At 72.2% G+C, this 26,055-nt stretch carries 24 protein-coding genes; 18 read left to right on the forward strand and 6 right to left on the reverse strand.

Annotation, left to right across the window (positions count from 1 at the left end; genetic code table 11):
- Positions 1–203 precede the first annotated feature (203 nt).
- The gene (locus ACIRQH_RS09545) at positions 204–1,334 is read left to right on the forward strand and encodes an alpha/beta hydrolase-fold protein (RefSeq protein WP_358815512.1); all 1,131 of its coding nucleotides are present in this window, start codon (positions 204–206) and stop codon (positions 1,332–1,334) included.
- 337 nt (positions 1,335–1,671) lie between these two features.
- A complete protein-coding gene (locus ACIRQH_RS09550; protein WP_404224962.1) occupies positions 1,672–3,438 on the forward strand; it encodes a hypothetical protein in 1,767 nt (588 codons plus the stop codon).
- Positions 3,439–3,624: 186 nt separating this feature from the next.
- On the opposite strand, the gene ACIRQH_RS09555 is transcribed toward ACIRQH_RS09550, so the two are convergent.
- Positions 3,625–4,944: a PH domain-containing protein gene (locus ACIRQH_RS09555; RefSeq protein WP_388876176.1), complete on the reverse strand. Its 1,320-nt coding sequence runs from the start codon at positions 4,942–4,944 to the stop codon at positions 3,625–3,627.
- Positions 4,945–5,030: 86 nt separating this feature from the next.
- Positions 5,031–5,534 carry a PH domain-containing protein gene (locus tag ACIRQH_RS09560; protein ID WP_388876088.1) on the reverse strand — a complete coding sequence of 168 codons (504 nt, stop codon included), beginning with the start codon at positions 5,532–5,534 and terminating at the stop codon, positions 5,031–5,033.
- 31 nt (positions 5,535–5,565) lie between these two features.
- On the opposite strand from ACIRQH_RS09560, the gene ACIRQH_RS09565 reads away from it, so the two are divergent.
- Positions 5,566–6,717, forward strand: coding sequence for an NADH-quinone oxidoreductase subunit D (locus tag ACIRQH_RS09565; protein ID WP_404224964.1), 1,152 nt, complete (start codon positions 5,566–5,568; stop codon positions 6,715–6,717).
- Here the strand turns inward: ACIRQH_RS09565 and ACIRQH_RS09570 are convergent.
- Entirely contained in the window at positions 6,682–7,758 is a 1,077-nt protein-coding gene (locus ACIRQH_RS09570; protein WP_404224966.1) for an SAM-dependent methyltransferase, read from the reverse strand. The genes ACIRQH_RS09565 and ACIRQH_RS09570 overlap by 36 nt on opposite strands.
- Positions 7,759–7,876: 118 nt before the next feature.
- Here ACIRQH_RS09570 and ACIRQH_RS09575 point away from each other — a divergent pair, with 118 nt between their 5' ends.
- The 3 genes from ACIRQH_RS09575 (at position 7,877) to ACIRQH_RS09585 (ending at position 10,516) form a co-directional block, all read left to right on the forward strand.
- Positions 7,877–9,082: a sensor histidine kinase gene (locus ACIRQH_RS09575; protein ID WP_358815517.1), complete on the forward strand. Its 1,206-nt coding sequence runs from the start codon at positions 7,877–7,879 to the stop codon at positions 9,080–9,082.
- Positions 9,083–9,148: 66 nt separating this feature from the next.
- Positions 9,149–9,820: a response regulator transcription factor gene (locus tag ACIRQH_RS09580; protein ID WP_081218619.1), complete on the forward strand. Its 672-nt coding sequence runs from the start codon at positions 9,149–9,151 to the stop codon at positions 9,818–9,820.
- A gap of 63 nt (positions 9,821–9,883) precedes the next feature.
- Entirely contained in the window at positions 9,884–10,516 is a 633-nt protein-coding gene (locus ACIRQH_RS09585; protein WP_358815518.1) for an AAA family ATPase, read from the forward strand.
- A 52-nt stretch (positions 10,517–10,568) separates the two neighbouring features.
- On the opposite strand, the gene ACIRQH_RS09590 is transcribed toward ACIRQH_RS09585, so the two are convergent.
- A complete protein-coding gene (locus ACIRQH_RS09590) occupies positions 10,569–11,684 on the reverse strand; it encodes a DUF5937 family protein (protein ID WP_388876097.1) in 1,116 nt (371 codons plus the stop codon).
- A gap of 157 nt (positions 11,685–11,841) precedes the next feature.
- Between ACIRQH_RS09590 and ACIRQH_RS09595 the strand changes: the two genes are divergently transcribed.
- Positions 11,842–12,060, forward strand: a complete 219-nt coding sequence (locus tag ACIRQH_RS09595; RefSeq protein ID WP_388876100.1) for a hypothetical protein — start codon at positions 11,842–11,844, stop codon at positions 12,058–12,060.
- A 103-nt stretch (positions 12,061–12,163) separates the two neighbouring features.
- Here the strand turns inward: ACIRQH_RS09595 and ACIRQH_RS09600 are convergent, their stop codons facing one another.
- Positions 12,164–13,369, reverse strand: a complete 1,206-nt coding sequence (locus ACIRQH_RS09600; RefSeq protein ID WP_388876103.1) for a threonine aldolase family protein — start codon at positions 13,367–13,369, stop codon at positions 12,164–12,166.
- Positions 13,370–13,589: 220 nt separating this feature from the next.
- On the opposite strand from ACIRQH_RS09600, the gene ACIRQH_RS09605 reads away from it, so the two are divergent.
- The 10 genes from ACIRQH_RS09605 to ACIRQH_RS09650 all read left to right on the forward strand — a co-directional run bounded on the left by ACIRQH_RS09605 (position 13,590) and on the right by ACIRQH_RS09650 (position 21,985).
- Positions 13,590–14,528 carry a DUF2520 domain-containing protein gene (locus ACIRQH_RS09605; RefSeq protein WP_358815522.1) on the forward strand — a complete coding sequence of 313 codons (939 nt, stop codon included), beginning with the start codon at positions 13,590–13,592 and terminating at the stop codon, positions 14,526–14,528.
- Positions 14,525–15,517 (forward strand): pantoate--beta-alanine ligase, encoded by a 993-nt coding sequence (gene panC, locus ACIRQH_RS09610; RefSeq protein ID WP_404224970.1) that lies wholly within the window; start codon positions 14,525–14,527, stop codon positions 15,515–15,517. Before ACIRQH_RS09605 ends, panC begins: the two co-directional genes overlap by 4 nt.
- Positions 15,514–17,283, forward strand: a complete 1,770-nt coding sequence (locus ACIRQH_RS09615; RefSeq protein ID WP_404224972.1) for an L-aspartate oxidase — start codon at positions 15,514–15,516, stop codon at positions 17,281–17,283. The genes panC and ACIRQH_RS09615 overlap by 4 nt, the downstream gene beginning before the upstream one ends.
- A gap of 5 nt (positions 17,284–17,288) precedes the next feature.
- A complete protein-coding gene (gene nadC / locus ACIRQH_RS09620) occupies positions 17,289–18,266 on the forward strand; it encodes a carboxylating nicotinate-nucleotide diphosphorylase (protein WP_388930195.1) in 978 nt (325 codons plus the stop codon).
- Positions 18,267–18,274: 8 nt separating this feature from the next.
- Positions 18,275–19,072, forward strand: a complete 798-nt coding sequence (locus tag ACIRQH_RS09625; RefSeq protein WP_164372942.1) for a type III pantothenate kinase — start codon at positions 18,275–18,277, stop codon at positions 19,070–19,072.
- 307 nt (positions 19,073–19,379) lie between these two features.
- On the forward strand, positions 19,380–19,985 hold the full coding sequence (locus ACIRQH_RS09630) for a hypothetical protein (protein ID WP_358815562.1): 606 nt from the start codon (positions 19,380–19,382) through the stop codon (positions 19,983–19,985).
- Positions 19,986–20,040: 55 nt separating this feature from the next.
- Positions 20,041–20,226 carry a hypothetical protein gene (locus ACIRQH_RS09635; RefSeq protein WP_358815526.1) on the forward strand — a complete coding sequence of 62 codons (186 nt, stop codon included), beginning with the start codon at positions 20,041–20,043 and terminating at the stop codon, positions 20,224–20,226.
- Positions 20,227–20,429: 203 nt separating this feature from the next.
- Positions 20,430–20,855, forward strand: coding sequence for a BlaI/MecI/CopY family transcriptional regulator (locus ACIRQH_RS09640; RefSeq protein WP_388876112.1), 426 nt, complete (start codon positions 20,430–20,432; stop codon positions 20,853–20,855).
- Between the two features lie 9 nt (positions 20,856–20,864).
- The gene (locus ACIRQH_RS09645; protein WP_358815528.1) at positions 20,865–21,422 is read left to right on the forward strand and encodes an amino-acid N-acetyltransferase; all 558 of its coding nucleotides are present in this window, start codon (positions 20,865–20,867) and stop codon (positions 21,420–21,422) included.
- Positions 21,423–21,649: 227 nt separating this feature from the next.
- On the forward strand, positions 21,650–21,985 hold the full coding sequence (locus ACIRQH_RS09650) for an Lsr2 family protein (protein ID WP_081218632.1): 336 nt from the start codon (positions 21,650–21,652) through the stop codon (positions 21,983–21,985).
- Here the strand turns inward: ACIRQH_RS09650 and ACIRQH_RS09655 are convergent.
- Positions 21,916–22,575 carry an SCO3374 family protein gene (locus tag ACIRQH_RS09655; protein ID WP_358815529.1) on the reverse strand — a complete coding sequence of 220 codons (660 nt, stop codon included), beginning with the start codon at positions 22,573–22,575 and terminating at the stop codon, positions 21,916–21,918. The genes ACIRQH_RS09650 and ACIRQH_RS09655 overlap by 70 nt on opposite strands.
- Before the next feature lie 430 nt (positions 22,576–23,005).
- Between ACIRQH_RS09655 and ACIRQH_RS09660 the strand changes: the two genes are divergently transcribed.
- The gene (locus ACIRQH_RS09660) at positions 23,006–25,534 is read left to right on the forward strand and encodes an ATP-dependent Clp protease ATP-binding subunit (RefSeq protein ID WP_358815530.1); all 2,529 of its coding nucleotides are present in this window, start codon (positions 23,006–23,008) and stop codon (positions 25,532–25,534) included.
- Positions 25,535–26,055: the final 521 nt, after the last annotated feature.

Below are 26,055 nucleotides of genomic sequence, written 5' to 3' on the forward strand. Positions count from 1 at the left end.
GACATCGCATCCCGTAGTTCTGCGAGAGACCTTGAATCCGGTGCCATTCCGGCATCCGGCGACATTGCGCCCTCTAGGACGGTGTCTTGGGGACACAGGTTCACTCGTCTCCGGAAAGCCGGTTCAAAAGGTAAGGAAAGTCCAGGGCAAGGCCTCGCGAAGGAGCGGGACCGCCCGGGCGGAAAGCGCGGGCGGAGCAGCTCATGGGTCTCACGAGCAACAAGGTGTTGGTACTGGCGGTCCTGCTCGCCGTACTGCTGTTCGCGGGCACGGTGTGGTGGTGGCCGCGGCTGGCGCGGCGCACCTGGCGGGCCGTCAGCGGACGCGTGGGCCTGCTGCTGGCCACCCAGTTGGCGCTGTTCGCCTGCGTCGGACTCGGCACCAACCAGGCCTTCGGTTTCTACGCCAGCTGGGCCGACCTGCTCGGCCAGGAACACGGCGAGGGCGTGGTCGTGGACCACAACGGCGCGCGCGGTGCGGGCGGCGGCCCCCTCCAAGTGGTCGACACGCAGCGGGTGAACATCTCGGGCGGCTCCCGGCCGGGGACCGGCGGCCAGATCCAGAAGATCGACATCGTCGGCCGTGCGACCCGGATCGCCACGCCCGCGTACGTCTATCTGCCGCCCGAGTACTTCCAGCCGCGCTACCGGACCCGGACGTTCCCCGCTGTCACCGTGCTGACCGGCTATCCCGGGACCGCCGGCGCCCTCGTCAAGGGGCTGCACTACCCGCAGACCGTGAGCCGGCTGGCCAAGAACGGCAGGATCCAGCCGATGATCCTGGTCATGCTGCGGCCGACCGTGGCGCCCCCGAGGGACACCGAGTGCGTGGACGTCCCCGGCGGACCGCAGGCCGAGTCCTTCTTCGCCAGGGACCTGCCCGAGGCCGTGTCGGCCCACTACCGGGTCGGCGCGAAGCCCGGGAGCTGGGGTGTCATGGGCGACTCCACGGGCGGCTACTGCGCGCTGAAGCTGGCCGTCCACCACCCCGGGGTGTACGCGGCGGGCGCGGGCCTCTCGCCGTACTACAAGGCGCCCATCGACCGCACGACGGGCGACCTCTTCCACGGCGACAAGGCACTGCGCGACAGCGCCGACCTGCGCTGGTACCTGAAGAACCGGCCCGCGCCCGACACCTCACTGCTCGTCAGCAGCAGCAGGATCGGCGAGTCCAACTACAGGAACACCCTCGGCTTCATAGACCTCGTGAAGTCCACCCGGCGGACGCGGATCTCGTCGATCATCCTCGACAGCGGCGGCCACAACTTCAACACGTGGCGGCGGGAGATCCCGGCGGCGCTCCAGTGGATGAGCGGACGGCTGACCGCCCGCTGAGGCGGGCCGTTCCGCGGGCGCCGCACCGATGTCCCGCGCGGGGGCGTGAGGGTGTCGTCGGGGGATGTGACGGGGGTGTGCCGGGTCGGGACGAATTCGGTGTCCGGCGCCGAAAAGCCGTTCCGGAGAATTACCGCCGCCCGCTGATTCCGATGAGGTGACGGCCTGGGACGGGCCGAATTGATCAACGGGCGGGGGAGGCCGGTGGTTTGCGACGGCCCTTGCGGGACAAGGGACACGTCCTGTCGGCGGCCGGTACGCGACAAAGCCTCCGGGGTGGCTGTGTTTTTACCGTGCGGGGCACCACGATTCGCCTACGCGCGGTAAGTTTCTGGCCATGCCACGTGGACGCCACCGCCATTCCCCGCCCTTGCACAGGCTGCTGCCTCCTTCGGCGATCGCCGGCGTGTCGCTCGTCTGCGCCGTGGGGCCCTGGTTGTTCACGGAGCCGACCGTGCTCCGTGTGCTGGCCGCGGGTGCCGCGGTGACGGCGGTCGCCGGTGCGGTCGTCATGCGCCGCTGGGACACCGCGGCCGGCAAACGCGTCGCCGACCTCACGCGCGCGCGGGCGAGCGACGAGTGGCGTCACGACGAACGGGTCGCCGAACTGGAGACCGACCTCGACGAGTCGCGCGAGCTGCGCGTGAAGCTGGAGCACAAGCTGCGCGCCAAGCGCACCGAGCTGGCCGGCCTGCGCAACGAACACGCGGCGCTGCTGCGGCGGTACGCGACCGCGGAGACGGAGCGGGCGACCGCCCTGGAAGGGCGCCGGCAGCTCGCCATAGAGGCGTCGGTCCCGACGCGTGCCCTCCCGGCCGCGCGGACCGCTCCGGACGAGACGGCCGTCCCGGAACCCGTCGACCCGGCGGGATTCTTCGGCGTCGCCGAGGCTCCGGACACCGAAGGCGAGCGCGAACGGTCCTCCGAGGCCGTGGGGGCTGCGCCGGCGGACGACGCCGACTCGGCCGAGGACACGCAGGACGACACGAAGGACGCGGCCGACTCCACGTCGGCAGAGGCCGCCGAGGACGCCGGGACGGCGGCCGGGGACGACGATTCGTCGCCCGCGGGCGACGACACCACGGACCCCGGCGCCGACACCGGTGCGGAGGCCGGAGCCGACGCCAGTGCCGACGCCGAGAAGGTGAGTGAGGTCTTCTCGCCGGCCGGTTCGGGGCTGTTCCTGCGGGCGGGCGCCGCGCTGAGCCGGATATCGAGCGGTGGTCCGCAGAAGGAGGACGCCGGGACGGCGGCTCCCGGAGCGGTCGCCGTGGCGGAGTCCGACAGCGACCCCGACATCGACCCGGACCCCGATGCCGCGCCCGTTACGGACGCGGATGCCGAAGGCGGCGCGGAGCCGGAGACGGCCACCTCGCAGGGTGCCGAGCACGGCGAGTCGGCGCTCGACGCGGCCGTGAAGGACGCGGCGGCCCGCAAGAGCGCGGCGGCCCGGCATCGCGCGACCGGCCCGAAGGCCGCGATCCCGAACGGCGAGCCCCCGAAGGGCGCTCCACGGCGTGGGCCGACAACACCGCCGGACGCGGGCCGCTCCGCCGGACCGGGGCCGTCCTCGGGCGCCGGCGCGGAGGACGGTGGGGCGCAGGGGAAGCCCGAGGCGGTCGGCGGGCATCAGCGCGCGGCCGCCGAAGCCAAGCCTTCGCCCTCCCGCCCGGTCACCCGGGCCACGTCGCCCGGCTCCCCCGCTCCGTCCGCAGCGGACGTCGTGCCGGCTCCGGCGGCCCGGGCGCACCACCCCGCCAAGCCCGCCGAGCCCGTGAAGCGGTCCGGGCACTTCACCGTTCCGACGGCCGTGGCCGTCGCCCCGCCCACCGCGCCGGTGCGACGTCCCTCGGTCGAGGGCGGGTTCGACTTCTTCGGTACGCAGAAGGAAGCCTCCGACGCGGCCACGATGGAGGCCGTGCAGAACGAGGACCTGGCCGATGTCGTCGGCCAGGAGGCGCTCGCCCTGCACAAGGCGGAGGCGGAGTCCGGGTTCAAGACCGCGAGCGAGGGTTCGCTCGGGGCCGGCCAGGTCATCGACCTGACCGCGCACGACGAGACCGAGCAGATCGACGTGGCGGGACTGCGCAGCGCGGCTTCCTGAGCCGCGCGCACATCCGACGCAGCTGACGCGGAGGGCAGTGGCACCACGCCACTGCCCTCACCGCTCTCTCCACCCGGAATGCGCTGGACACGCGCGCGTGGCGCTCTCCCCGGCCACGCGCGGGTGCCGTCCCGTGTCGGAGTCTTCGCCCGGTCGGAGCCGCACGCCGTCAGATCCTTCGCCCCGTCAGGCCATCCACCGGTCCGGCCGGGCCTCGCGCCGCCCCGTGCGGGAACGGTCCGCCTGTGCCTGGAGCAGTTCCCTCGCCTCCGCGGTGTCGCGCAGCCGTACCGTCACCGTCTTGCCCGCGCCCGTGTCGACGCGCACGTCGGCGAGCCCCTTGAACCGCTCCCAGGGCCCCTGCGTCAGCCGGACGCTCTGCACCTTCGCGTGCGGGACCAGGGAGAGGTTGCGCCGCAGCAGGCCGTGCCGCGCCGCGAGGACCGCGCCGGTGACGGCGAGTCCCTGGCCGCGCCACCAGATCGGCAGGCACCAGCGGGCCCGCCGCGGGGGCCGGTCCAGGGACGCCGGGACGGTCACCCCGGGCAGCACCGCGGCGATCACGGCCTCGGCGACCTCGCGCGGGGCGACCGGCACGAGGACCGAGTTCGACGATCCCGCCACGTCCAGTTCGACGCGGACCCAGCCGCGCCGCCGCCAGAGCAGCGGCTCGACGATCCGCACGGTCTGCACCCGGCCGGGCGGCACCGTCTCGTGCGTACGGTCCAGGAGCCCGTGGTCGATGCGCAGCCCGTCGGGGGACTCGCCCACCGTCCAGTCGTACTCGCCGACGAAGCGGCCCACGCTGCTCGCGCCCGCCGCGCCGAGCAGCGGGATGCCGGTCGCGAGAACCGTCCACACGCTGTGCGTGGCGAACCACAGCAGCGGCGGGACGACGAGCGCGGCGGCCAGGGAGCCCCAGGTGGCGCCGGTCAGCAGCAGGGAGACGGCGAGGACGCCGGGCGGCACGTGCAGCAGTTGCCGCACCGGCGCCTCGCCGACCTCGCGGGCGGCCTCGGGCGTGAACCCGGCCGCGCGGGCGAGGAGCACGGCACGGAGCTTGCGGGCCTCGCCCTCGCCCAGGTAGGCCAGTTCGTCCTTCTTGTCCGCCCCGACGACGTCGAGCTTCAGCTTGGCGACGCCCGCGACGCGGGCCAGCAGCGGCTGGGTGACGTCGACGGCCTGGAGCCGGTCGAGCCGGATGTGCGCGGTGCGGCGGAACAACAGCCCGGTGCGGATGCGCAGTTCCGTGTCCGTCACCGCGAAGTGGGTGAACCACCAGCTCAGGAAGCCGTACAGGGCGGCGCCCGGCACGATCACGGCGAGCCCGACGAGCAGCGCCGTCGTGGTGAGCCGGGTCAGCTGTTCCTGCGCCTGGTTGGGGTCGTGGACGGCCCAGCCGGCGATCACGGCGACAGGCGCCCAGGCACGCCGGAACGGGGTCACGGGATGCAGCCGCCGCTCGGACAGCGGCTCCTGTCCGGCGACCGCGTCCTCGTCCGGCAGCGCGGCCGTGGCGGCCGTGGCGGCCGTGGCGGCCGGGGCCCCGGGCACGGCGGGCGGGGGACCCGAGGGGCCCGGTGAGGCCGCGCTCACAGGCCCGCCGATCGGGCCTCGCCGAGTTCGGTCAGCCGGTCGCGCAGCCGCTCCGCCTCGGCCGGGTCGAGCCCGGGGATGCAGGCGTCGGTCGCCGCGGCCGCCGTGTGCAGCTGCACGCTGGCGAGCCCGAAGTGCCGCTCGACCGGCCCGGAGGTCACCTCGACCAGCTGCATGCGCCCGTACGGCACCACGGTCTCCTCGCGCCACAGCACGCCCCGGCTGATCAGCAGGTCGTCGGAGCGCTCGGCGTACCGCCAGGAGCGCCAGTTGCGGCCCAGCATGCGCCAGCCCCACACCGCCAGGGCGAGCGGGAGCAGTGCGAACAGGGCCCAGCCGGTACCCGCGAACACGCCGAGGAGCACTCCGACGGCGACCGTCAGCAGCCCCAGCCACACCACCAGCAGCAGTCGGCGCATCCGCAGCAGCCCCGGAGGCAGTCCGGTCCACACCGGCTCGGGCGTCGCGTTCTCGGCGGTCTCCGTGCTCCCCGTCTCCATGGGGCAAGCGTACGTACGACAGACTGTGTCCATGACTCCCACGACGGAGACCATGGTCGGTATCGGCGGCGCCGCGGAGAGCACCGACATGGTGCTCAACATCGGCCCCCAGCACCCGTCCACGCACGGCGTGCTGCGGCTCAGGCTCGTGCTCGACGGCGAGCGGATCCAGCACGCGGAGCCGGTCGTCGGCTATATGCACCGCGGCGCGGAGAAGCTCTTCGAGGCGCGCGACTACCGCCAGATCATCATGCTGGCCAACCGCCACGACTGGCTGTCCGCCTTCTCGAACGAGCTGGGCGTGGTCCTCGCCGTGGAGCGGATGCTCGGCATGGAGGTGCCCGCGCGCGCGGTGTGGACCCGCACGCTCCTCGCCGAGCTGAACCGCGTCCTCAACCATCTGATGTTCCTGGGGTCCTATCCCCTGGAGCTGGGCGGGATCACCCCGATCTTCCACGCCTTCACCGAGCGCGAGGAACTGCAGCACGTCATGGAGGAGATCTCCGGCGGGCGCATGCACTACATGTTCAACCGGGTCGGCGGCCTCAAGGAGGACCTCCCGGCCGGATGGGCCTCGCGCGCGCGTGCCTCCGTCGCCGCGCTGCGCTCGCGGATGGACGTGTACGACGACCTGGTGCTCGGCAACGAGATCTTCCGGGGGCGGACCCGCGGTGTGGGCACCCTGTCCGCGGAGGCCGTGCACGCCTACGGAGTGAGCGGTCCCGTCGCGCGCGCCTCCGGTGTGGACTTCGACCTGCGCCGTGACGAGCCCTACCTGGCGTACGGCGAACTGCAGGACACCCTGCGGGTCGTCACCCGGCAGGAGGGCGACTGCCTGGCCCGCTTCGAGTGCCTCCTGGAGCAGACGCACGTCTCCCTGGACCTCGCGGACGCCTGCCTCGACCGGCTCGCCGGGCTGCCGCCCGGGCCGATCAACCAGCGGCTGCCCAAGGTCCTGAAGGCGCCCGAGGGGCACACGTACGCGTGGACCGAGAACCCGCTCGGCATCAACGGCTACTACCTCGTCAGCAAGGGCGAGAAGACGCCGTACCGGCTGAAGCTGCGGTCCGCGTCGTTCAACAACATCCAGGCGCTCACCGAGCTGCTGCCCGGCACGCTGGTCGCGGACATGGTGGCGATCCTCGGGTCACTGTTCTTCGTCGTCGGGGACATCGACAAGTAGGGCCCCGAAGGGGTCGCCGTCCTCCGGGACGGCTTCGCCGGTGCCCCGGAGGCCGACGGGACGGATCAGCCAGCCGAAGTCGCCGAGGCCCCCCGGCGCGGTCAGTTCCGCCGCCGCCCCCGCGCCCGCGAGAGCGCGGACGTAGGCGGCGGGGTCCGTCGACGCGAGCGTGAGCGGGGGGCGCGCGCCGCTCACGCCCAGCGCCCGAAGCGCCGCGCGCTGCGACGTCACATGCCCTCCGGGCCGTGCGCACGCGTCCAGCGCCACATGCGCGGTGATGTCGCACGAACCGTCCGGCACCGGTGCCGTCTCCCGCCCTTCCCGGAAGCCGGTGAGGGTCCCGAAGGGCGGTCGCCGTCCGGCGAAGTGGGCGTAGTCGACGGCGACGGCGAGCCCCCGGTCGAGCGAGGCCACGGCGCCGGCCCAGGCCAGGTCCCGGAGCAGCCCGATCTCGGCCCGGGAGCCTTCGGAGGGGGCGGAGGACGGCGTCCACCACCAGGTGCGCAGCCATTCCGCGTCCGCGCCGCCGACGGGCTCCCCGAGGCGTTCGGAGCCGTCGTCGCCCACGAGGACCAGCCGCGGCACTCCCTCCGTGTCCGTCTCGGCGACGTCGACCGGCACGTTGTCCAGCCACTCGTTGGCGAAGAGCAGCCCGGTGATGGCGCGCGGCGGCTCGGCGAGCCAGCTGATCCGGGCGTCCAGACCGGCGGGACGGCCGGCGCGCTCGACCGCGTACGCGCGCACCCGGGCGGCCACTTCGGCGGGGAGGGTGGCGAGGACCCCGGTCACCAGCTCGCCACGGCCTGCCGCCATGTCGACGAACGCCAGCTCCCCGGGCCGGCCGAGCGCCGCGTCGAGACGGCACAGCAGCCGTGCCACGGCCCCCGCGAAGAGCGGGGACGCGTGCACCGAGGTCCGGAAGTGTCCCGCCGGTCCCTCGGGCCTGCGGTAGAAGCCGGAGGGCCCGTACAGCGCCTCTTCCGTCGCCGCGCGCCACCCGCGCCGGCGGCCGTTCGCCCTGGGGCCTGTCGTCGCTCTCACCGGCCCACACTATGGGCCGGGAAGGGGAGGGCCTCCACCTTGGGGAGTACGAGGGGCGGTCCCGGATCGATCCTCCGGTTGACCCCTGCACGCTGCACGCTTCCCTACTCTGGGTTACGTGCAGCGCCTCTATGACTTTCTCCGCAGGCACCCGACATGGGTCGACAGCTTCTGGGCCGTCGCCCTGCTCGGGATCACCGGCGTGAACATCGTCAGTGTCGACGGGGCCGCGGACCACCACGGGTCGATCGCCGAGACGCTGCCCATCGCCTTCGTCCTGTGTGTGGTGGTCGCGCTGCGCCGCCGTATGCCGGAAAAGATGCTCGTCCTGGCCGCGGCCATGGGCTTCGTGCAGCTCGTCGTCGACGTCGAGGTGATGACCGCCGACTTCGCGATGCTCGTGATCATCTACACGGTCGCCGCGGACGGCGCGCGCTGGGCGTCGCGGTTCGCACTGGCCGGCGGCCTGTGCGCGGGCACGCTCGCGCAGCTCCGCTGGCCGGCGAACGAGTCGGGCGCCCTGGGCAGCGTCCTCATAGCGATCTTCCAGACCGTTCCGTTCGCGCTCGCCTGGGTGCTCGGCGACTCGATCCGCACCCGCCGGGCCTACCTGGCCCAGCTGGAGGAACGCGCGGCCCGGCTGGAGAAGGAGCGCGAGGCGCAGGCCAAGGTGGCCGTCGCCGCCGAGCGCGCCCGGATCGCCCGTGAGCTGCACGACGTCGTCGCGCACAACGTCTCGGTGATGGTGGTCCAGGCCGACGGCGCCGCGTACGTCATGGACACCGCCCCGGACCAGGCCAGGAAAGCCCTGGAGACCATCTCCGGGACCGGCCGCCAGGCCCTCGCCGAGATGCGCCGCCTGCTCGGCGTCCTGCGCACCGGCGAGCACCAGGAGGGCGGCGAGTACGTGCCGCAGCCCGACGTCGAGCAGCTCGACGACCTCATCGAGCAGTGCCGCGCCTCCGGCCTCCCCGTCGACTTCAAGGTGGAGGGCACCCCGCGGCCGCTGCCCAGCGGCGTGGAGCTGACGGCGTACCGCATCGTGCAGGAGGCGCTCACCAACACGCGCAAGCACGGGGGGCCGAACGCGGGGGCGAGCGTCCGCCTGGTCTACTTCGACGACGGCCTCGGCCTGCTCGTCGAGGACGACGGCAAGGGCGCACCCCACGAGCTGTACGAGGAGGGGGGCGCCGACGGGCAGGGCCACGGCCTGATCGGCATGCGCGAGCGCATCGGCATGGTCGGCGGCACCCTGGACGCGGGGCCGCGGCCGGGTGGAGGCTTCCGCATCAGCGCCCTGCTGCCGCTCAAACCGGCCCACTGACACCTGTACACACGCTTGATCCGTAGTTGATCCGTACGGTGACCCGTACGAAGTGAAAGGACCCCGATGGCGATCCGCGTGATGCTCGTCGACGACCAGGTGCTGCTGCGCACCGGCTTCCGGATGGTGCTCGCCGCCCAGCCGGACATGGAGGTCGTGGCCGAGGCGGGCGACGGCGTCGAGGCCCTGCAGGTGCTGAGCGCCACAGCGGTCGACGTGGTGCTGATGGACGTGCGCATGCCGAAGCTGGACGGCGTGGAGACGACCCGCCGCATCTGCTCGGACCCGAACCCGCCGAAGGTGCTGATCCTCACCACCTTCGACCTCGACGAGTACGCCTTCTCCGGGCTGAAGGCGGGCGCCTCGGGCTTCATGCTCAAGGACGTGCCGCCCGGCGAACTGCTCGCCGCCATCCGGTCCGTGCACAGCGGTGACGCGGTCGTCGCGCCGTCCACCACGCGGCGGCTGCTCGACCGGTTCGCGCCGATGCTGCCCAACACGGGCAAGGAGCCCCAGCACAAGGGCCTGGAGCGGCTCACCGAACGGGAGCGCGAGGTGATGATCCTCGTCGCACAGGGCCTGTCGAACGGCGAGATCGCGGCGCGGCTCGTCCTCTCCGAAGCCACCGTGAAGACCCATGTGGGGCGCATCCTCACGAAGCTGGGGCTGCGCGACCGGGTCCAGGTCGTCGTGCTGGCGTACGAGACGGGGCTGGTCCGGGCCGGCGGGCTCGGCTGACCCGGTCACGCCCGGGGCCGCAGGCGTGACCGGGGCGTGACCGGCGCCCACTAGGGTCTGCGCATGCTCCTGTGGATCAACGGCCCCTTCGGGGGCGGCAAGACACAGACCGCACACGAGATCCAGCGCCGGCTGCCCGGCAGCGTCATCTGCGACCCGGAACATCCCGGCTTCGGTCTGCGCCGGATGCTGCCGCCCGAACTGCGCGGCGACTTCCAGGACTTGGTGTCCTGGCGGCAGGGCGTCGTGGAGGTGCTCGACCTCGCGCTCGGCAAGCACGACGGTGTGGTCATCGCGCCCATGACGGTGACCGATCCACGGCACTTCGCGGAGACGGTCGGCCGCCTTCGTGAACTGGGCCACGACGTACGGCACTTCACGCTGCTGGCCGAGCGGGAGACCGTACTGGCGCGGCTGCGCGAGCGCGGCTTCGGGCGGCTCCTGCGGTACGTCGCCGGGAAGGACGCCCCGCTGCGGCGCGAGAGTTGGGCCGTGGAGCGGCTCGACCACTGCCTGGAGCGGCTGCGCGAACCGGAGTTCGCCGAGCATCTGTGGACCGATCAGGCGACGGTCGCGAGGACCGCCGACCGGATCGCGGTGCTCGCGGGACTGACGCTCACGCCCAACCGCGACGGGGCCGTCCGCGGGCGCCTGCGGCGTGCGTGGACGAGCACGCGCCACATCCGCTTCGACTGACCCCCGGCGCCCGTCCGCGCAATCCCCTCCGCCCGGCCACCGGCGGGCCGCCCTACCGCAGGAGGCCTTCCAGGAAGTCGCTGCCCAGCCGTGCCACCACACCGACGTCGAGCTGGTGCAGCACGTACCGGCCGCGCCGCCGGGTGGTGACCAGGCCCGCCTTCTTGAGCACGCTCAGGTGCCGGGATATCTCCGGCGCGGTCACGCCGTGCACCTGCGCCAGCTCGCCGGTGGTGTACGCGCTGCGCGCCAGGTGACGGCAGATACGCATCCGGACGGGGTGGGAGAGGGCGTTCATGCGCAGGGTGAGCTGCTCCACGGAGGGCGGGACGGCGAGGTCGGGGGAGTCGGGGGAGCTGACGGGGTAGTGCAGCACGGGCTGCCAGCGGTACCGGTGCAGGACCATCAGGTGCGGGCGGCCGAGGCTGGTGGGGACGAGGAGCAGACCGCCGTCCGCCGTGACCGTGTGCCCCTCGGTCAGCTTGTCGACGACGATGCGCCCTGCCGTCTCGTCCAGCGACAGCGCGGAGGAGACGGAGGTCAGCGCCTCGGCCAGGCCCTTGCGGCGGAGCAGCTCGGTCCGGTGCCTGGCCTCGGCGGCCAGCGGGTGCCGCAGCCGGGACCACGTCTCGGCGAAGAAGGCCTCGTCGCAGTCCTCCAGGAACTGCCGCAGCCAGGCCCGCACGCCGGGCGGGTCCGTCAGCAGCCGCTCGGTGAACCGCGTCTGCTGCGGGCCGCGAGAGGCGGCCAGGTCGACGGCCCTGCGGCGCACCTCGGGATCGCCGAGGGCGTGCGGTCCCGCGGAGCTGTACGCCAGCGCCGAGGTGAACTCCAGGGCCGCGTCCACGAACTGCTCGTCGGTGAGCTTGTCCAGCAGGTCCAGGTCCTCGGCGAGCGTCCCGCCCGGCAGGGTGGCCCCGCCGGGGATGCCCGCGCACGGCAGGAACAGGTCCGAGAACGTCGTACGCCACAGGAAGTCCGCCTCGCACATACGGTCCGCGAGGTGCGGGTCGAGCCCGGCGGTCACGCCGGTCACCCAGCCCAGGAGACCGGGGTGGTGGCCGGGCTCCGCGAGCGCGTGCAGCGCCATGCCCAGCTCGGCCAGCGGGGACGGCACGAAACTGATCCGCTCCGGCCGCAGCCCCCCGATGTCGATACGCACGCTCATGCCCCCATGGTGCACCCCGCCACCGACAACGGCCGCCGTCGATTGACCGCAGCCGTCAATCGACGGGACACCCGTCGTGATCAGGCGCAACCTGGTACGACCAGGGCACTTCGTGCGGGCCTTCGGATCCCGTCACCGTCCGGAAAGGCGATCCGTCATGAGCATCACCCAGCAGTACCTCCTGGACACCTACCGGGCCGCGCAGCACGGGGAGCCCGCCCCTCCGGCACCGGGCACCCACGACGCCGAGACCGTGCGCGAGCTGCGTGAGTACCGGCGCTTCCGGGCCGTCGTGGCCGGGCGTCCGGCGCGGGGCCGGATCCGGGGCGCGCTGGGCCGGTGGCTGCACGGAGGACGCCACCACCCGGCCTGCTGAGCCCCGGCCCGACGCGGGCCGCCCGGAGACCGCGTGGCCCGTCGAGGCCACCCGGACCCCGTGACCCGTCGCGGCCGCCGGGAGACCGCGCCGGGCAGCGGCCTCACGAACTCGCGGGCAGCCGCTTCACGAACTCGCGGACGGCCGCCTTCACGTCGTCCGCCGTCCACTCCAGGCCCGGTTCCGCCACGGTGACCTCGGTGAGCGAGATGCCCGGGCCCGCGGGTGCCCAGCCCTGGCCGAACAGGCCCGTCCGCGTCTCCTCGGTCTGCAGCAGCGCCGCGTCCCCGAGGACGTCCGGGTCGTACGGCAGCCAGACCTGGAACTGGTGGGTGTGCGGCACCTCCGGGTGGACGCGGGCCCACGGCACCCCGGCCTCGGCGAGCCCCTCGCGCAGAGCGGTGGCCACCACGCGCGCGTGAGCGACGTACTCCGGCAGCCGGGGCAGTTCCCGCTCCAGGCCGTTCAGGGCGGACAGGACGGTCGGGAACTGCTGGATGATCATGCCGCCGTACCGGTGCCGCCAGGTCTTCGCCTCGTCGACGAGCGTCCTGGGGCCGGCGATCGCCGCGCCGCCGAAGCCGTCGAGGGACTTGTAGAACGACACGTACACGCTGTCCGCGAGGCCCGCGATCTCGTCGAGGGGGCGGCCGAAGTGCGGGGTGCACTCCCAGAGGCGTGCCCCGTCGAAGTGGACCACCGCGTCCCGTTCGCGGGCGGCCTCGACGACCTCGGTCAGCTCCTCCCAGGTGGGCAGGACGAAACCGGCGTCCCTGAGGGGCAGTTCCAGCAGCAGCGCGCCGAACGGCTCGGGGAAGTCCCGTACCTCCTCGGCGGTCGGCATCCGCGACTCGTCCGTCAGACGCACCGGGCGCAAACCGCTGACCTGGCTGAACGCGTGCCGCTCATGGACCTCGGGATGGTTGAGGGCGTGCAGGGCCACCGTCGGGTTCCCGGTGCGGCCCGCCCAGCAGCGCAGCGCGATCTGCTGCGCCATGGTGCCGGTCGGGAAGAACGCCGCGGCCTCCTTGCCCAGCAGCCCGGCGACGCGCTCCTCCAGGGCCTCGACGATGCCGTCGCCGTACATGTCGACCCGCCCGTCGAGGTCGTACGTCTTCTCGGCGGCCTCGCTCAGCGACGCCAGGCGCTCACGAAGGGTCTGCTGGTAGCTGGGCCGCCACAGCACCCGCTCCGCCGTCTTCCAGGCGACCGCGCGCCGCTCGAACCGCTCCTTGGGAGACAGCGGTGCCGCCTCTTCCCCGACCTGCTCCGCAGGCTCCGTACCGGTCTCTGTCGCCCTGTCACTCATCCCTGGATGATGTCCTGAGCGAGCCCGGCCGGTCATCTCGAATTTTTCGCACGCCTGTGACCTGCGCAGATCGTGTTCGCGCGGTCGGTCGTCCGCGGTTTCAGGCCGTCCGCGGTCGTCCACAGCCTGTGGACGACCGACGCCCCCCGAGACAATCGCGTTAACATGACGAGAAATCGTCCGGTACCCCGAGCGGACTGGAACGGAAGGCCGCCGTCGAGTGAGTACATTCCCACAGCCAGAGCCCAAGGACCGCCCCGCGCGGCTCGCCGTCGGCGTCGTCGGCGCCGGCCGTGTGGGCCCCGCGCTCGCCGCTGCGCTCCAGCTCGCCGGGCACCGCCCGGTGGCCGTCTCGGGCGTCTCCGACGCCTCCCGGCGCCGCGCCGCGCAGCTGCTGCCCGACGTGCCGCTGCTCTCCCCGGCGCAGGTCCTGGAGCGCTCCGAACTGGTGCTGCTGACCGTCCCGGACGACGCCCTGCCCGGGCTCGTCGAAGGACTCGCCGAGACCGGGGCCGTCCGGCCCGGCCAGCTCGTCGTGCACACCTCCGGCCGGTACGGCGCACGCGTCCTCGACCCGGTCCTCAGGGCGGGCGGGCTGCCGCTCGCGCTGCATCCCGCGATGACCTTCACCGGCACCGCCGTGGACGTCCAGCGGCTCGCCGGCTGCTCCTTCGGGGTCACCGCCCCCGACGAGCTGCGGCTGGCCGCCGAGGCCCTGGTGATCGAGATGGGCGGCGAGCCCGAGTGGATCGCGGAGAAGTCCCGGCCGCTCTACCACGCGGCCCTCGCGCTCGGCGCCAACCACCTGGTGACCCTGGTCGCCGAGTCCATGGAGCTGCTGCGCACCGCAGGTGTCGAGGCCCCGGACCGGATGCTCGGCCCGCTGCTGGGCGCCGCGCTGGACAACGCCCTGCGATCGGGCGACGCGGCCCTCACCGGTCCCGTCGCGCGCGGTGACGCCGGCACGGTCGCCGCACACGTCGCCGAACTGCGCGAGCACGCACCGCAGACCGTCGCCGGCTATCTCGCGATGGCCCGCGCGACCGCCGACCGCGCGCTCGCCCACGGACTGCTCAAGCCGGAACTCGCCGAGGACCTCCTGGGGGTACTCGCCAACGGAGCGGACGGGACCCAGGGGACCGAGGGAGACACCCGATGACCACCGCCCTGCTGCGCACCGCCGACGAGCTGCACGCGCGCTCCCGCACGGGCCGCCGCGCCGTCGTCATGACGATGGGCGCCCTCCACGAGGGCCACGCCACCCTGGTCCGCGCCGCCCGCGAGATCGCGGGCGACGGCGGCGAGGTCGTCGTGACCGTCTTCGTGAACCCCCTCCAGTTCGGGCAGGGCGAGGACCTCGACCGCTACCCGCGCACCCTCGACGCCGACCTGAAGATCGCCGAACTGGCCGGTGCGGACGTCGTGTTCGCGCCCTCCGTGGACGAGGTCTACCCCGGCGGCGAACCGCAGGTCCGGATCTCCGCCGGGCCGATGGGCGAGCGCCTGGAGGGCTCCGCGCGGCCGGGACACTTCGACGGCATGCTCACCGTCGTCGCCAAGTTCCTGCACCTCACCCGCCCGAACGCCGCGCTGTTCGGGCAGAAGGACGCCCAGCAGCTGGCCCTGATCCGGCGCATGGTCCGCGACCTGAACTTCGGCGTGGACATCGTCGGCGTGACCACCGTGCGCGAGGAGGACGGCCTCGCCCTCTCCAGCCGCAACCGCTACCTGGCGGCGGCCGAGCGGCACACCGCGCTCGCCCTCTCGCAGGCCCTGTTCGCGGGCCGCGACCGGCACGCCGCACAGGAGGCGCTGCGCGCCCGGGCCCGCGAGGTGCCCGCCACGCGCGCGCGGGCCGAGGCCCTCAGCGCCCTGGGCGAGTCCCGGGCCGCGGCCGACGCGCACGCCGTCGCGAAGGCCGCCCCCGGCGGACCCGTCGGGGTCCGCTCGGCCGCCCGCCTCGTCCTCGACGAGGCGGCGCGGATGAACCCGCCGCTGATGCTGGACTACCTCGCCCTCGTCGACCCGTCCGACTTCACCGACATCCAGGACGACTTCACCGGCGAGGCGGTCCTCGCCGTCGCCGCCCGGGTCGGGACGACCCGGCTGATCGACAACATCCCCCTCACCTTCGGAGCCGCCTCGTGACCGGCAAAGGCACAGGTTCAGACACCGCCACAGGCACCGGCATACGCCTGCACGCACCCGCTCCCGGCTGGGCCCTCACCGCGGACGTCGTGGTCGTGGGCTCCGGCGTCGCCGGCCTGACCACGGCCCTGCGCTGCGAGGCGGCGGGGCTGCGCACCGTCGTCGTCACCAAGGCCCGCCTCGACGACGGCTCCACCCGCTGGGCGCAGGGCGGTATCGCCGCGGCCCTCGGTGACGGCGACACCCCCGAGCAGCACCTCGACGACACCCTCGTCGCGGGTGCCGGCCTGTGCGACGCGGAGGCGGTGCGCATCCTCGTCACCGAGGGCCCCGACGCCGTCCGCCGGCTCATCGCGACCGGCGCCCACTTCGACGAGTCCTCCGAGGGCGGCCTCGAACTCACCCGGGAGGGCGGTCACCACCGCCGGCGCATCGCGCACGCGGGCGGCGACGCCACGGGTGCCGAGATCTCCCGGGCCCTCGTCGAGGCGGTCCGCGCGCGCGGCCTGCCCACGGTCGAGAACGCGCTCGTCCTCGACCTCCTCACCGACGCCGAGGGCCGCACGGCGGGCGTCACCCTGCACGTCATGGGAGAGGGCCAGCACGACGGCGTCGGCGCCGTGCACGCCCCCGCCGTGGTCCTCGCCACCGGCGGCATGGGCCAGGTCTACTCCGCGACCACCAACCCGTCCGTCTCCACGGGCGACGGCGTGGCCCTCGCCCTGCGCGCGGGCGCCGAGGTCTCCGACCTCGAATTCGTCCAGTTCCACCCGACGGTGCTGTTCCTCGGGGCCGACGCGGAGGGCCAGCAGCCGCTCGTCTCCGAGGCGGTGCGCGGCGAGGGCGCCCACCTGGTCGACGCGGACGGCGTGCGCTTCATGCTCGGCCAGCACGAACTGGCCGAGCTGGCGCCCCGCGACATCGTCGCCAAGGGCATCACGCGCCGCATGCAGGAGCGGGACGCCGAGCACATGTTCCTCGACGCCCGGCACTTCGGCGCCGACATGTGGGAACACCGCTTCCCGACCATCCTCGCCGCCTGCCGTACCCACGGCATCGATCCCGTCACCGAGCCCGTCCCGGTCGCCCCGGCCGCCCACTACGCCTCCGGAGGCGTACGGACCGACGCCCGCGGCCGCACCACCGTCCCCGGCCTGTACGCGTGCGGCGAGGTCGCCTGCACCGGCGTCCACGGCGCGAACCGGCTCGCCTCGAACTCGCTTCTGGAGGGCCTGGTCTACGCGGAGCGCATCGCCGCGGACATCGCGGCCGGCAGCGCCGAGAACGGCCTCCACGCGCGCGTGCCCGAGCCGGTCCCGCATCCCGAGAAGCCCGCGCACCCGCTGCTCGCTCCGGAGGCCCGGTTCGCGATCCAGCGGATCATGACCGGCGGCGCCGGCGTGCTGCGCTCCGGCGAGTCCCTCGCGACCGCGGCCGACCAGCTCCAGCGGCTGCACAGCGAGGCGCGGGAGTCCCTCGACGAGAACGGCAAGACCTCCGAGCCGGGCGTCGACACCTGGGAGGCGACCAACCTGCTGTGCGTGGCCCGCGTCCTGGTCGCCGCCGCCCTCCTCCGCGAGGAGACCCGCGGCTGCCACTGGCGCGAGGACCACGCGGACCGGGACGACACGGACTGGCGCCGCCACATCGTCGTACGGCTGAATCCCGACCGGACACTCGCGGTCCGGACCACCGATACCGCAGACTTCCCCCCGACGACCCGGCAGCCTCGTCAGGCGCCCCCGTCCCTTCCCCAGGAGCAGTGACCGAAGTGAGCACCCCCGACCTTCCCCTCGTCCAGAGCGGCGGCTGCGGCGACGGCTGCGGCTGCGGCGCCGAAACGGACGAGGAGTACCTGGAGTGCGGCCTCGACCCCGCGCTCGCCCAGCTCCTCGCCGACGCCGGACTCGACCCCCTCGAGGTCGAGGACATCGCCAACGTGGCGATCCAGGAGGACCTCGACCACGGGGTGGACGTGACGAGCGTCGCGACCGTCTCCGAGGACGCCGTGTCCACCGGTGACTTCACCGCCCGGGACGCGGGCGTCGTCGCCGGCCTGCGGGTCGCCGAGGCCGTGCTCTCGGTGGTCTGCACGGACGAGTTCGAGGTCGAGCGGCACGTCGAGGACGGCGACCGCGTCGAGGCCGGCCAGACCCTGCTCAGCGTCACCACCCGCACCCGCGACCTGCTCACGGCAGAGCGCAGCGCGCTCAACATCCTGTGCCGCCTGTCCGGCATCGCGACCGCCACACGCGCGTGGGCGGACGCCCTGGAGGGGACCAAGACCCGCGTGCGGGACACCCGCAAGACGACGCCGGGCCTGCGCTCGCTGGAGAAGTTCGCCGTGCGCTGCGGCGGCGGCGTCAACCACCGCATGTCCCTCTCGGACGCCGCACTGGTCAAGGACAACCACGTGGTCGCCGCGGGCGGCGTGGCACAGGCCTTCAAGGCCGTGCGGGAGGCCTTCCCGGACCTCCCGATCGAGGTCGAGGTCGACACCCTGCACCAGCTGCGCGACGTCGTGGACGCGGGCGCCGACCTGATCCTTCTGGACAACTTCACGCCCGCCGAGTGCGAGAAGGCCGTGGGCGTCGTCGAGGGCCGCGCCCTCCTGGAGGCCTCGGGCCGGCTCACCCTCGCCGACGCCGGGACGTACGCGGGGACGGGCGTCGACTTCCTGGCCGTGGGCGCGCTCACGCACTCCTCGCCGATCCTGGACATCGGCCTCGACCTGCGAGCGGCGGAGTAACCCCGGCCATGCTGCTGACCATCGACGTAGGCAACACCCACACGGTCCTCGGTCTCTTCGACGGGGAGGAGATCGTCGAGCACTGGCGCATCTCCACCGACTCGCGCCGCACCGCCGACGAGCTCGCCGTGCTGCTCCAGGGCCTCATGGGCATGCACCCGCTGCTCGGCGAGGAGCTCGGCGACGGCATCGACGGCATCGCGATCTGCGCCACCGTCCCGTCCGTGCTGCACGAGCTGCGCGAGGTGACGCGGCGCTACTACGGCGATGTTCCCGCCGTCCTCGTCGAACCCGGCGTCAAGACCGGCGTACCGATCCTCACGGACAACCCGAAGGAGGTCGGCGCCGACCGGATCATCAACTCCGTCGCGGCCGTCGAGCTCTACGGAGGACCGGCGATCGTCGTCGACTTCGGCACGGCGACCACGTTCGACGCCGTCAGCGCGCGGGGCGAGTACATCGGCGGCGTCATCGCGCCCGGCATCGAGATCTCCGTCGAGGCGCTCGGTGTCCGGGGCGCGCAGCTCCGCAAGATCGAGGTGGCCCGGCCGCGCGCGGTGATCGGCAAGAACACCGTCGAGGCCATGCAGTCCGGGATCATCTACGGATTCGCCGGCCAGGTGGACGGCGTCGTGAACCGCATGGCGCGCGAACTCGCGGACGACCCCGAGGACGTCACCGTGATCGCCACGGGCGGCCTCGCCCCCATGGTCCTCGGCGAGTCCTCGGTGATCGACGAGCACGAACCGTGGCTGACCCTGATCGGGCTGCGCCTGGTCTACGAGCGCAACGTCTCCCGCATGTGAGCCCCGGGGTCCGGCCACCCGCCGGACCCCGGCATCGCCGAGAACTCCTCCGGAATGGACAGGCCTCTGCCGCGCCCCTTTCCGAATACGCCATCTTCGGCATCCGCGGGTCTTCGCGCGACGTGTTCCCGCTGTCCCGCGACGGCGTTCTCGCGGACTTCTCCGGGGAGTTCCCGCGGAACCGTTCTCCGGAGTTCTTCGATGACCGCCCCGAGCGAGGCGCGCCATATCTCTTTCGTTATGCGGCTTTTGTCTGATTAGCGCGTATCGTCACCGCATGCCCACGCCCTACGGATCCCACGGCGGCATGGCGTTCGGTGCGGAGGAGCTGCGTGTGCTCCGTCGCGCTCTCGCCCTTGCCCTGCACCCCAGTCCCGTCTCGGCCGAGGACGTCCAGGACTGCCATCGCCTCGCCGAGTCCGTCGACGAGGCGCTCCAGGAGGGGGTCAGGCTCCGGGCCTTCCTCCTGGCGGACCTCGCCCGCTACCGTGCCGCTCTGCCGGGCACCGTCGGCGGCTACCTCGTGCTCCTGGAGGAGGTCCTCGGGGCCGGCTACCGGCCGAACCCCGACGACCTCGCCGCGCTCCGCGCGCTGCGCGGCAACCCCACCGCGGCAGCCCTGCTGGACCGCTGCCGGGTCCTCGCCGAGCAGGACGTGCGCGCCCGGCTCGCGGGCCGCTCGGTCGCCGCGGCACCGTCGGTCCCGTCGTCCCGCACCCGGCTGCTGGCGCTGCCCGGAGGCCGGGCCGCCGACCGGCCGGAGAAGAGGGCCGAGCCGAAACCCCGGTCGCAGCCCCCGGCCGACACCCCGCGCACGGACCGCCCCATCCCCACCCCGGGTGAGGTCTTCCCGCCGCGCCGCAAGCCGGGCCCGCCCCCGGCGAACCCTCCGCAGCAGCTCGCGGCGGGCTGACACCGGTCGCCGACCCCAAGGGATCGGCAGGGCGCCCCCTGGCTACTCTGGAGGCATGGACTATGTCTCCGCGCTCGTGCCCCCCGTCGTGATGGCCGTCTTCTTCGTCGGGCTCATCGTGACGATCGTGAAGACCCAGGGCGGCGCCAACAAGGCCAAGGAGGACGCGGCCGTCGACGCCGTCCTCGCGCGCGCGGAGAGCGCCCGGCAGGCCTCGGGCCCCAAGGACGCCGGGGTCTGAACCCTCCGGACGCCCCGCGGAGTCCCCTCCCGGGGCTCCGCGGCGCACGGCCGCCCTGACGCGCACCGCGCCCTCCACGGCGTACGACTCGGACGTTTCATGTGTTTCATACGTTCTTCGAGTCGTACGCCCTTTTTGTTGACTCTCTCCCACTATTGTTCTGGACTGTGCCTCGCCCATTGGGAGAACTCGAAGACTCGGTCATGACGCGGGTGTGGAAGTGGAACCGCCCGGTGACTGTTCGGGAAGTCCTGGAAGACCTTCAACAGGAACGGTCCATCGCGTACACCACGGTGATGACCGTTTTGGACAATCTCCATCAGAAGGGCTGGGTCCGCCGCGAGGCGGAAGGCCGGGCCTATCGATATGAAGCGGTCTCCACGCGAGCCGCCTACTCCGCCGCCCTCATGAACGACGCCTGGTCGCAGAGCGACAACCCGGCGGCCGCTCTCGTCGCCTTCTTCGGGATGATGAGCCAGGAACAACGGGTCGCGCTCAGTGATGCCGTACGGATGGTGCAAGGGCCCGAACTACCCGAACCCCCGGCTTCCGAAGCCGCCGAAAGGCCACCGGAGGCCGAGCTCTCCGAGGAGAACCCCGCCGCCCACGAGGACGGCTCCGGGCGATAGCGTCCGCTCATGCCAGCAGAGCATCCAGCAGACCTTCCGGCACAGCATCCCGAAGTCGCCGCAAAAGCCCTCACCGTCCGACGGGCCAGGACCAGCGATGTCGCGGCCGTACGCCGGCTCCTTGACGCGAACGTGCGCCACCGCATCCTCCTCGACAAACCCACGGTCACCCTTTACGAGGACATCCAGGAGTTCTGGGTCGCGGAACGCGACGACAACGCCGAGGTCGTCGGCTGCGGTGCGCTGCACGTGATGTGGGAAGACCTCGCGGAAGTCCGTACTCTCGCCGTGAACCCGGCGCTCAAGGGCCTCGGTGTGGGCCATCGGCTGCTGGAGAAGTTGCTGCAGACCGCCCGGTGGCTGGGCGTTCGGCGGGTTTTCTGTCTGACCTTCGAAGTCGGCTTCTTCGCGAAGCACGGCTTCGTGGAGATCGGTGAGACTCCTGTCGACACCGAGGTGTACGCCGAGCTCCTGCGTTCCTATGACGAGGGCGTGGCGGAGTTCCTCGGTCTCGAACGGGTGAAACCCAACACCTTGGGCAACAGCCGGATGCTTCTGCATCTGTGATCGCCGTCGGCTATTCCGGCCGAGCGCCTTGCCCAGGTGCCCTATGTCCGAAACGCGCATGTTTCCCGGCAGTCGGTGTCCACTGAGTCTCTGCCAGGGGTTTGTGTTTTTCCAGCAAAAGCGGTTTGCTTTCCGACGTACTGCAGTACTGCATATAACAAGGGACGGCGAAACGGCGGACGCCGCAGACCCTCCTTGCCCTGAAGTTATCGATGAAAGGAAATCCAGTGGCACAGAAGGTTCAGGTCCTTCTTGTCGACGACCTCGACGGCGGCGAGGCGGACGAGACCGTGACGTTCGCGCTGGACGGCAAGACGTACGAAATCGATCTCACGACCGCCAATGCGGACAAGCTCCGTGGCCTTCTCGAGCCGTACGTGAAGGGTGGCCGGCGTACCGGAGGCCGTGCTTCGGGCGGACGCGGAAAGGCGCGCGCCACTTCCGGCGGCAGCCAGGACACCGCGCAGATCCGCGCGTGGGCCAAGGAGAACGGCTACGAGGTCAATGACCGCGGCCGCGTTCCCGCGTCCATTCGCGAGAAGTACGAAGAGGTCAACGGCTGAGCGCTCACGCGCCCCAGCCGCACCCGGTGACATTGCGTCGCCATCGTCTGTACGACGCGTACGAGATCGGGGGCGCCCCCAACGCCCCCGCCGACGGCCCCGCCGCCCAGTGCCGACAGCGTCGGCAGTGCCGGTCGCACGGCACAGCCGGGCTCGGGGGGCCGCAGCCAGCGGGCGGCCCCTCGCGGGTCCTCCCGCGTCTCCCGTCCGGCCGGCGGAGTAAGGAAACCCGGCGGCGGGGGAGCCTCGACGCTCCCGCCCGCGCCGACCGCCGTGAGGTCCAGCGCCAGGCCGCCCCACTCCAGCCAGTCGAGCAGCCCCGGCAGCTCCTCCGCGCTCCCCGCGGCCACCAGCAGCCCCATCCGGTCCCCGTGCAGAACCACCGGGGACCCGGGCCCGAGATGCCGCAGCGCCGCGAATCCCGCCTCGGCCGGTCCCTCCAGGACGTCGAAGAGCACCCCGGTCACGAGCCGCGACGGCGGACCGGGCACCGTGGCCCAGCCCAGTTCGTTCTCGTACCACTGCTGCACCGGATCGACCGGATCACCCGGGTCGAGCGGCCGACGGGGAAGGGGAACGGTGGGAACCATGCAAGGAGCAACCGCCGGAACAGCCCCGGAGTTACGCTGGGTGTCTCCATGGGCGCACAGAGTTCCGGACAAACGGGCGTGCGGAAGCGTTCGGCGGGGCATGGGTGTTCGCCCGTAGCGGAGGGAACGGGTGCGCGCGGCATGGACTGTCCGTGCGTGCGGGTAAGACATCCCTAGTGGGAGGGGCGACACGCAGGAATCCGGCATCTCACGTTCGCCATCGGCGTACAGATGGTGAGGGTATCTGCCTGGCCTGCGGGAACATCGTCTCGCACCATCAGGTTGAGGCAGATGTCGGCGTTCGGGGTCAGGAGGCCAAGGACGGTGTCGGCAGTTGGAATGAGCGGTCCCCGCTTGCGGGACTAAGCTGCGGAAGGACAGGGAGGGGAGCGTCCCCTTACTGCCTGACCGCTCTGAGGAGCGATTAACGATGTTCGAGAGGTTCACCGACCGCGCGCGGCGGGTTGTCGTCCTGGCTCAGGAAGAAGCCCGGATGCTCAACCACAACTACATCGGCACCGAGCACATCCTCCTGGGCCTGATCCACGAGGGTGAGGGTGTCGCCGCTAAGGCCCTGGAGAGCCTCGGGATTTCGCTCGAGGCGGTCCGCCAGCAGGTGGAGGAGATCATCGGCCAGGGCCAGCAGGCCCCGTCCGGCCACATCCCCTTCACCCCCCGTGCCAAGAAGGTCCTGGAGCTGTCGCTCCGCGAGGCCCTTCAGCTGGGCCACAACTACATCGGCACGGAGCACATCCTGCTCGGCCTGATCCGTGAGGGCGAGGGCGTCGCCGCCCAGGTCCTGGTCAAGCTGGGCGCAGACCTCAACCGGGTGCGGCAGCAGGTGATCCAGCTGCTCTCCGGATACCAGGGCAAGGAGACCGCCGGCGCCAGTGGCGGTCCCGCCGAGGGCACCCCCTCCACGTCCCTGGTCCTCGACCAGTTCGGCCGGAACCTCACCCAGGCCGCTCGTGAGTCCAAGCTCGACCCGGTCATCGGGCGCGAGAAGGAGATCGAGCGGGTCATGCAGGTGCTGTCCCGCCGCACGAAGAACAACCCGGTACTGATCGGTGAGCCCGGCGTCGGCAAGACCGCCGTCGTCGAAGGCCTCGCCCAGGCCATCGTCAAGGGCGAGGTGCCCGAGACCCTCAAGGACAAGCACCTCTACACCCTCGACCTCGGCGCGCTGGTCGCCGGCTCCCGCTACCGCGGTGACTTCGAGGAGCGCCTGAAGAAGGTGCTCAAGGAGATCCGCACCCGCGGCGACATCATCCTGTTCATCGACGAGCTGCACACGCTCGTCGGGGCGGGTGCCGCCGAGGGCGCCATCGACGCGGCTTCGATCCTGAAGCCGATGCTGGCCCGCGGTGAGCTGCAGACCATCGGTGCCACCACGCTGGACGAGTACCGCAAGCACCTCGAGAAGGACGCGGCCCTCGAGCGCCGCTTCCAGCCGATCCAGGTGGCGGAGCCTTCCCTCCCCCACACGATCGAGATCCTCAAGGGCCTGCGCGACCGGTACGAGGCCCACCACCGCGTCTCCATCACCGACGAGGCCCTGGTGCAGGCGGCGACGCTCGCCGACCGGTACATCTCGGACCGCTTTCTGCCCGACAAGGCGATCGACCTGATCGACGAGGCGGGCTCCCGGATGCGCATCCGCCGGATGACCGCGCCGCCGGACCTCCGCGAGTTCGACGAGAAGATCGCGGGCGTGCGCCGCGACAAGGAGTCGGCCATCGACTCCCAGGACTTCGAGAAGGCGGCGTCTCTCCGCGACAAGGAGAAGCAGCTGCTGGCGGCGAAGGCCAAGCGGGAGAAGGAGTGGAAGGCCGGCGACATGGACGTCGTCGCCGAGGTCGACGGCGAGCTCATCGCCGAGGTCCTCGCCACGGCCACCGGCATCCCGGTCTTCAAGCTGACCGAGGAGGAGTCCTCGCGTCTGCTGCGCATGGAGGACGAGCTCCACAAGCGGGTCATCGGCCAGAAGGACGCCATCAAGGCGCTCTCGCAGGCGATCCGTCGTACGCGAGCGGGTCTGAAGGACCCGAAGCGTCCCGGTGGTTCCTTCATCTTCGCCGGCCCCTCGGGTGTCGGTAAGACGGAGCTGTCGAAGACCCTCGCGGAGTTCCTCTTCGGTGACGAGGACGCGCTGATCTCCCTCGACATGTCGGAGTTCAGCGAGAAGCACACGGTCTCGCGTCTCTTCGGTTCGCCCCCCGGCTACGTGGGCTACGAAGAGGGCGGCCAGCTGACCGAGAAGGTCCGTCGTAAGCCGTTCTCCGTCGTCCTCTTCGACGAGGTCGAGAAGGCCCACCCGGACATCTTCAACTCGCTGCTGCAGATCCTGGAGGACGGTCGACTGACCGACTCCCAGGGCCGGGTCGTGGACTTCAAGAACACGGTCATCATCATGACGACCAACCTCGGCACGCGGGACATCTCCAAGGGCTTCAACCTCGGCTTCGCGGCCGTGGGCGACGTCAAGAGCAACTACGACCGGATGAAGGCCAAGGTCAACGACGAGCTGAAGCAGCACTTCCGCCCGGAGTTCCTGAACCGTGTCGACGACACGGTGGTCTTCCACCAGCTCACCGAGGAAGACATCATCCAGATCGTCGACCTCATGGTCGCGAAGGTGGACGAGCGTCTGAAGGACCGGGACATGGGCATCGAGCTCAGCCCCAGTGCCAAGTCGCTCCTCGCGAAGAAGGGCTACGACCCCGTGCTGGGCGCCCGGCCGCTGCGCCGGACCATCCAGCGCGAGATCGAGGACATCCTCTCCGAGAAGATCCTCTTCGGCGAGCTCCGTCCCGGCCACATCGTGGTCGTCGACACGGAGGGCGAGGGCGAGACCAAGGCCTTCACCTTCCGCGGCGAGGAGAAGTCGGCACTGCCCGACGTCCCGCCGATCGAGCAGGCGGCCGGCGGCGCCGGTCCCAACCTGAGCAAGGAGGCGTAACCCCCGGGTTCGCCTGACAGGGGCTGCCCCAGGACCACGGTCCTGGGGCAGCCCCTTTCGTGTACGCGGTCGCGGGGGCGCACCTTTGTGGGTGCGGCTCCCCGCGTAAGCCGCTCGAGAGCCGGGGGGCGGGCCGCTGGGCAGCAAGCCCGCCCATCGGGCGGGGCCCGCGCCGCACAGGGGTCCGTCCGCACGCCGCACCGTGCGATCTTCCGTATGCCACCCAGCGGTCCCGTGCGCATGCCCCGCGCGGGCCGCAGTGGGGCTGCACCGGTACCGCCTCGCAGCAGCTCCGCAGCCCTGCGGCCCGCAGCCCTGAGGCCACGTCTGCACCAGCTCCGCGGCCCTGCGGCCCTCGCCCCGCCGTCCAGGCTCAGCTGCACGGGAGAAAGCAGGACGGGGGCCCGAGACGACCCGTCGCAGCCCCTGTTTCCCGCCTTCTTGGCTGCCCGGAGCGGGCCCGCCCCCCCCGAACCCCCTCCCCGCGGTCGCGGACCACGTCCGGGCCGTCGCCGTGGGTC

Origin of the sequence: Streptomyces sp. NPDC102279 (genome assembly GCF_044766365.1) — a bacterium.
In the GTDB taxonomy this organism is placed as follows: Bacteria; Actinomycetota; Actinomycetes; order Streptomycetales; family Streptomycetaceae; genus Streptomyces.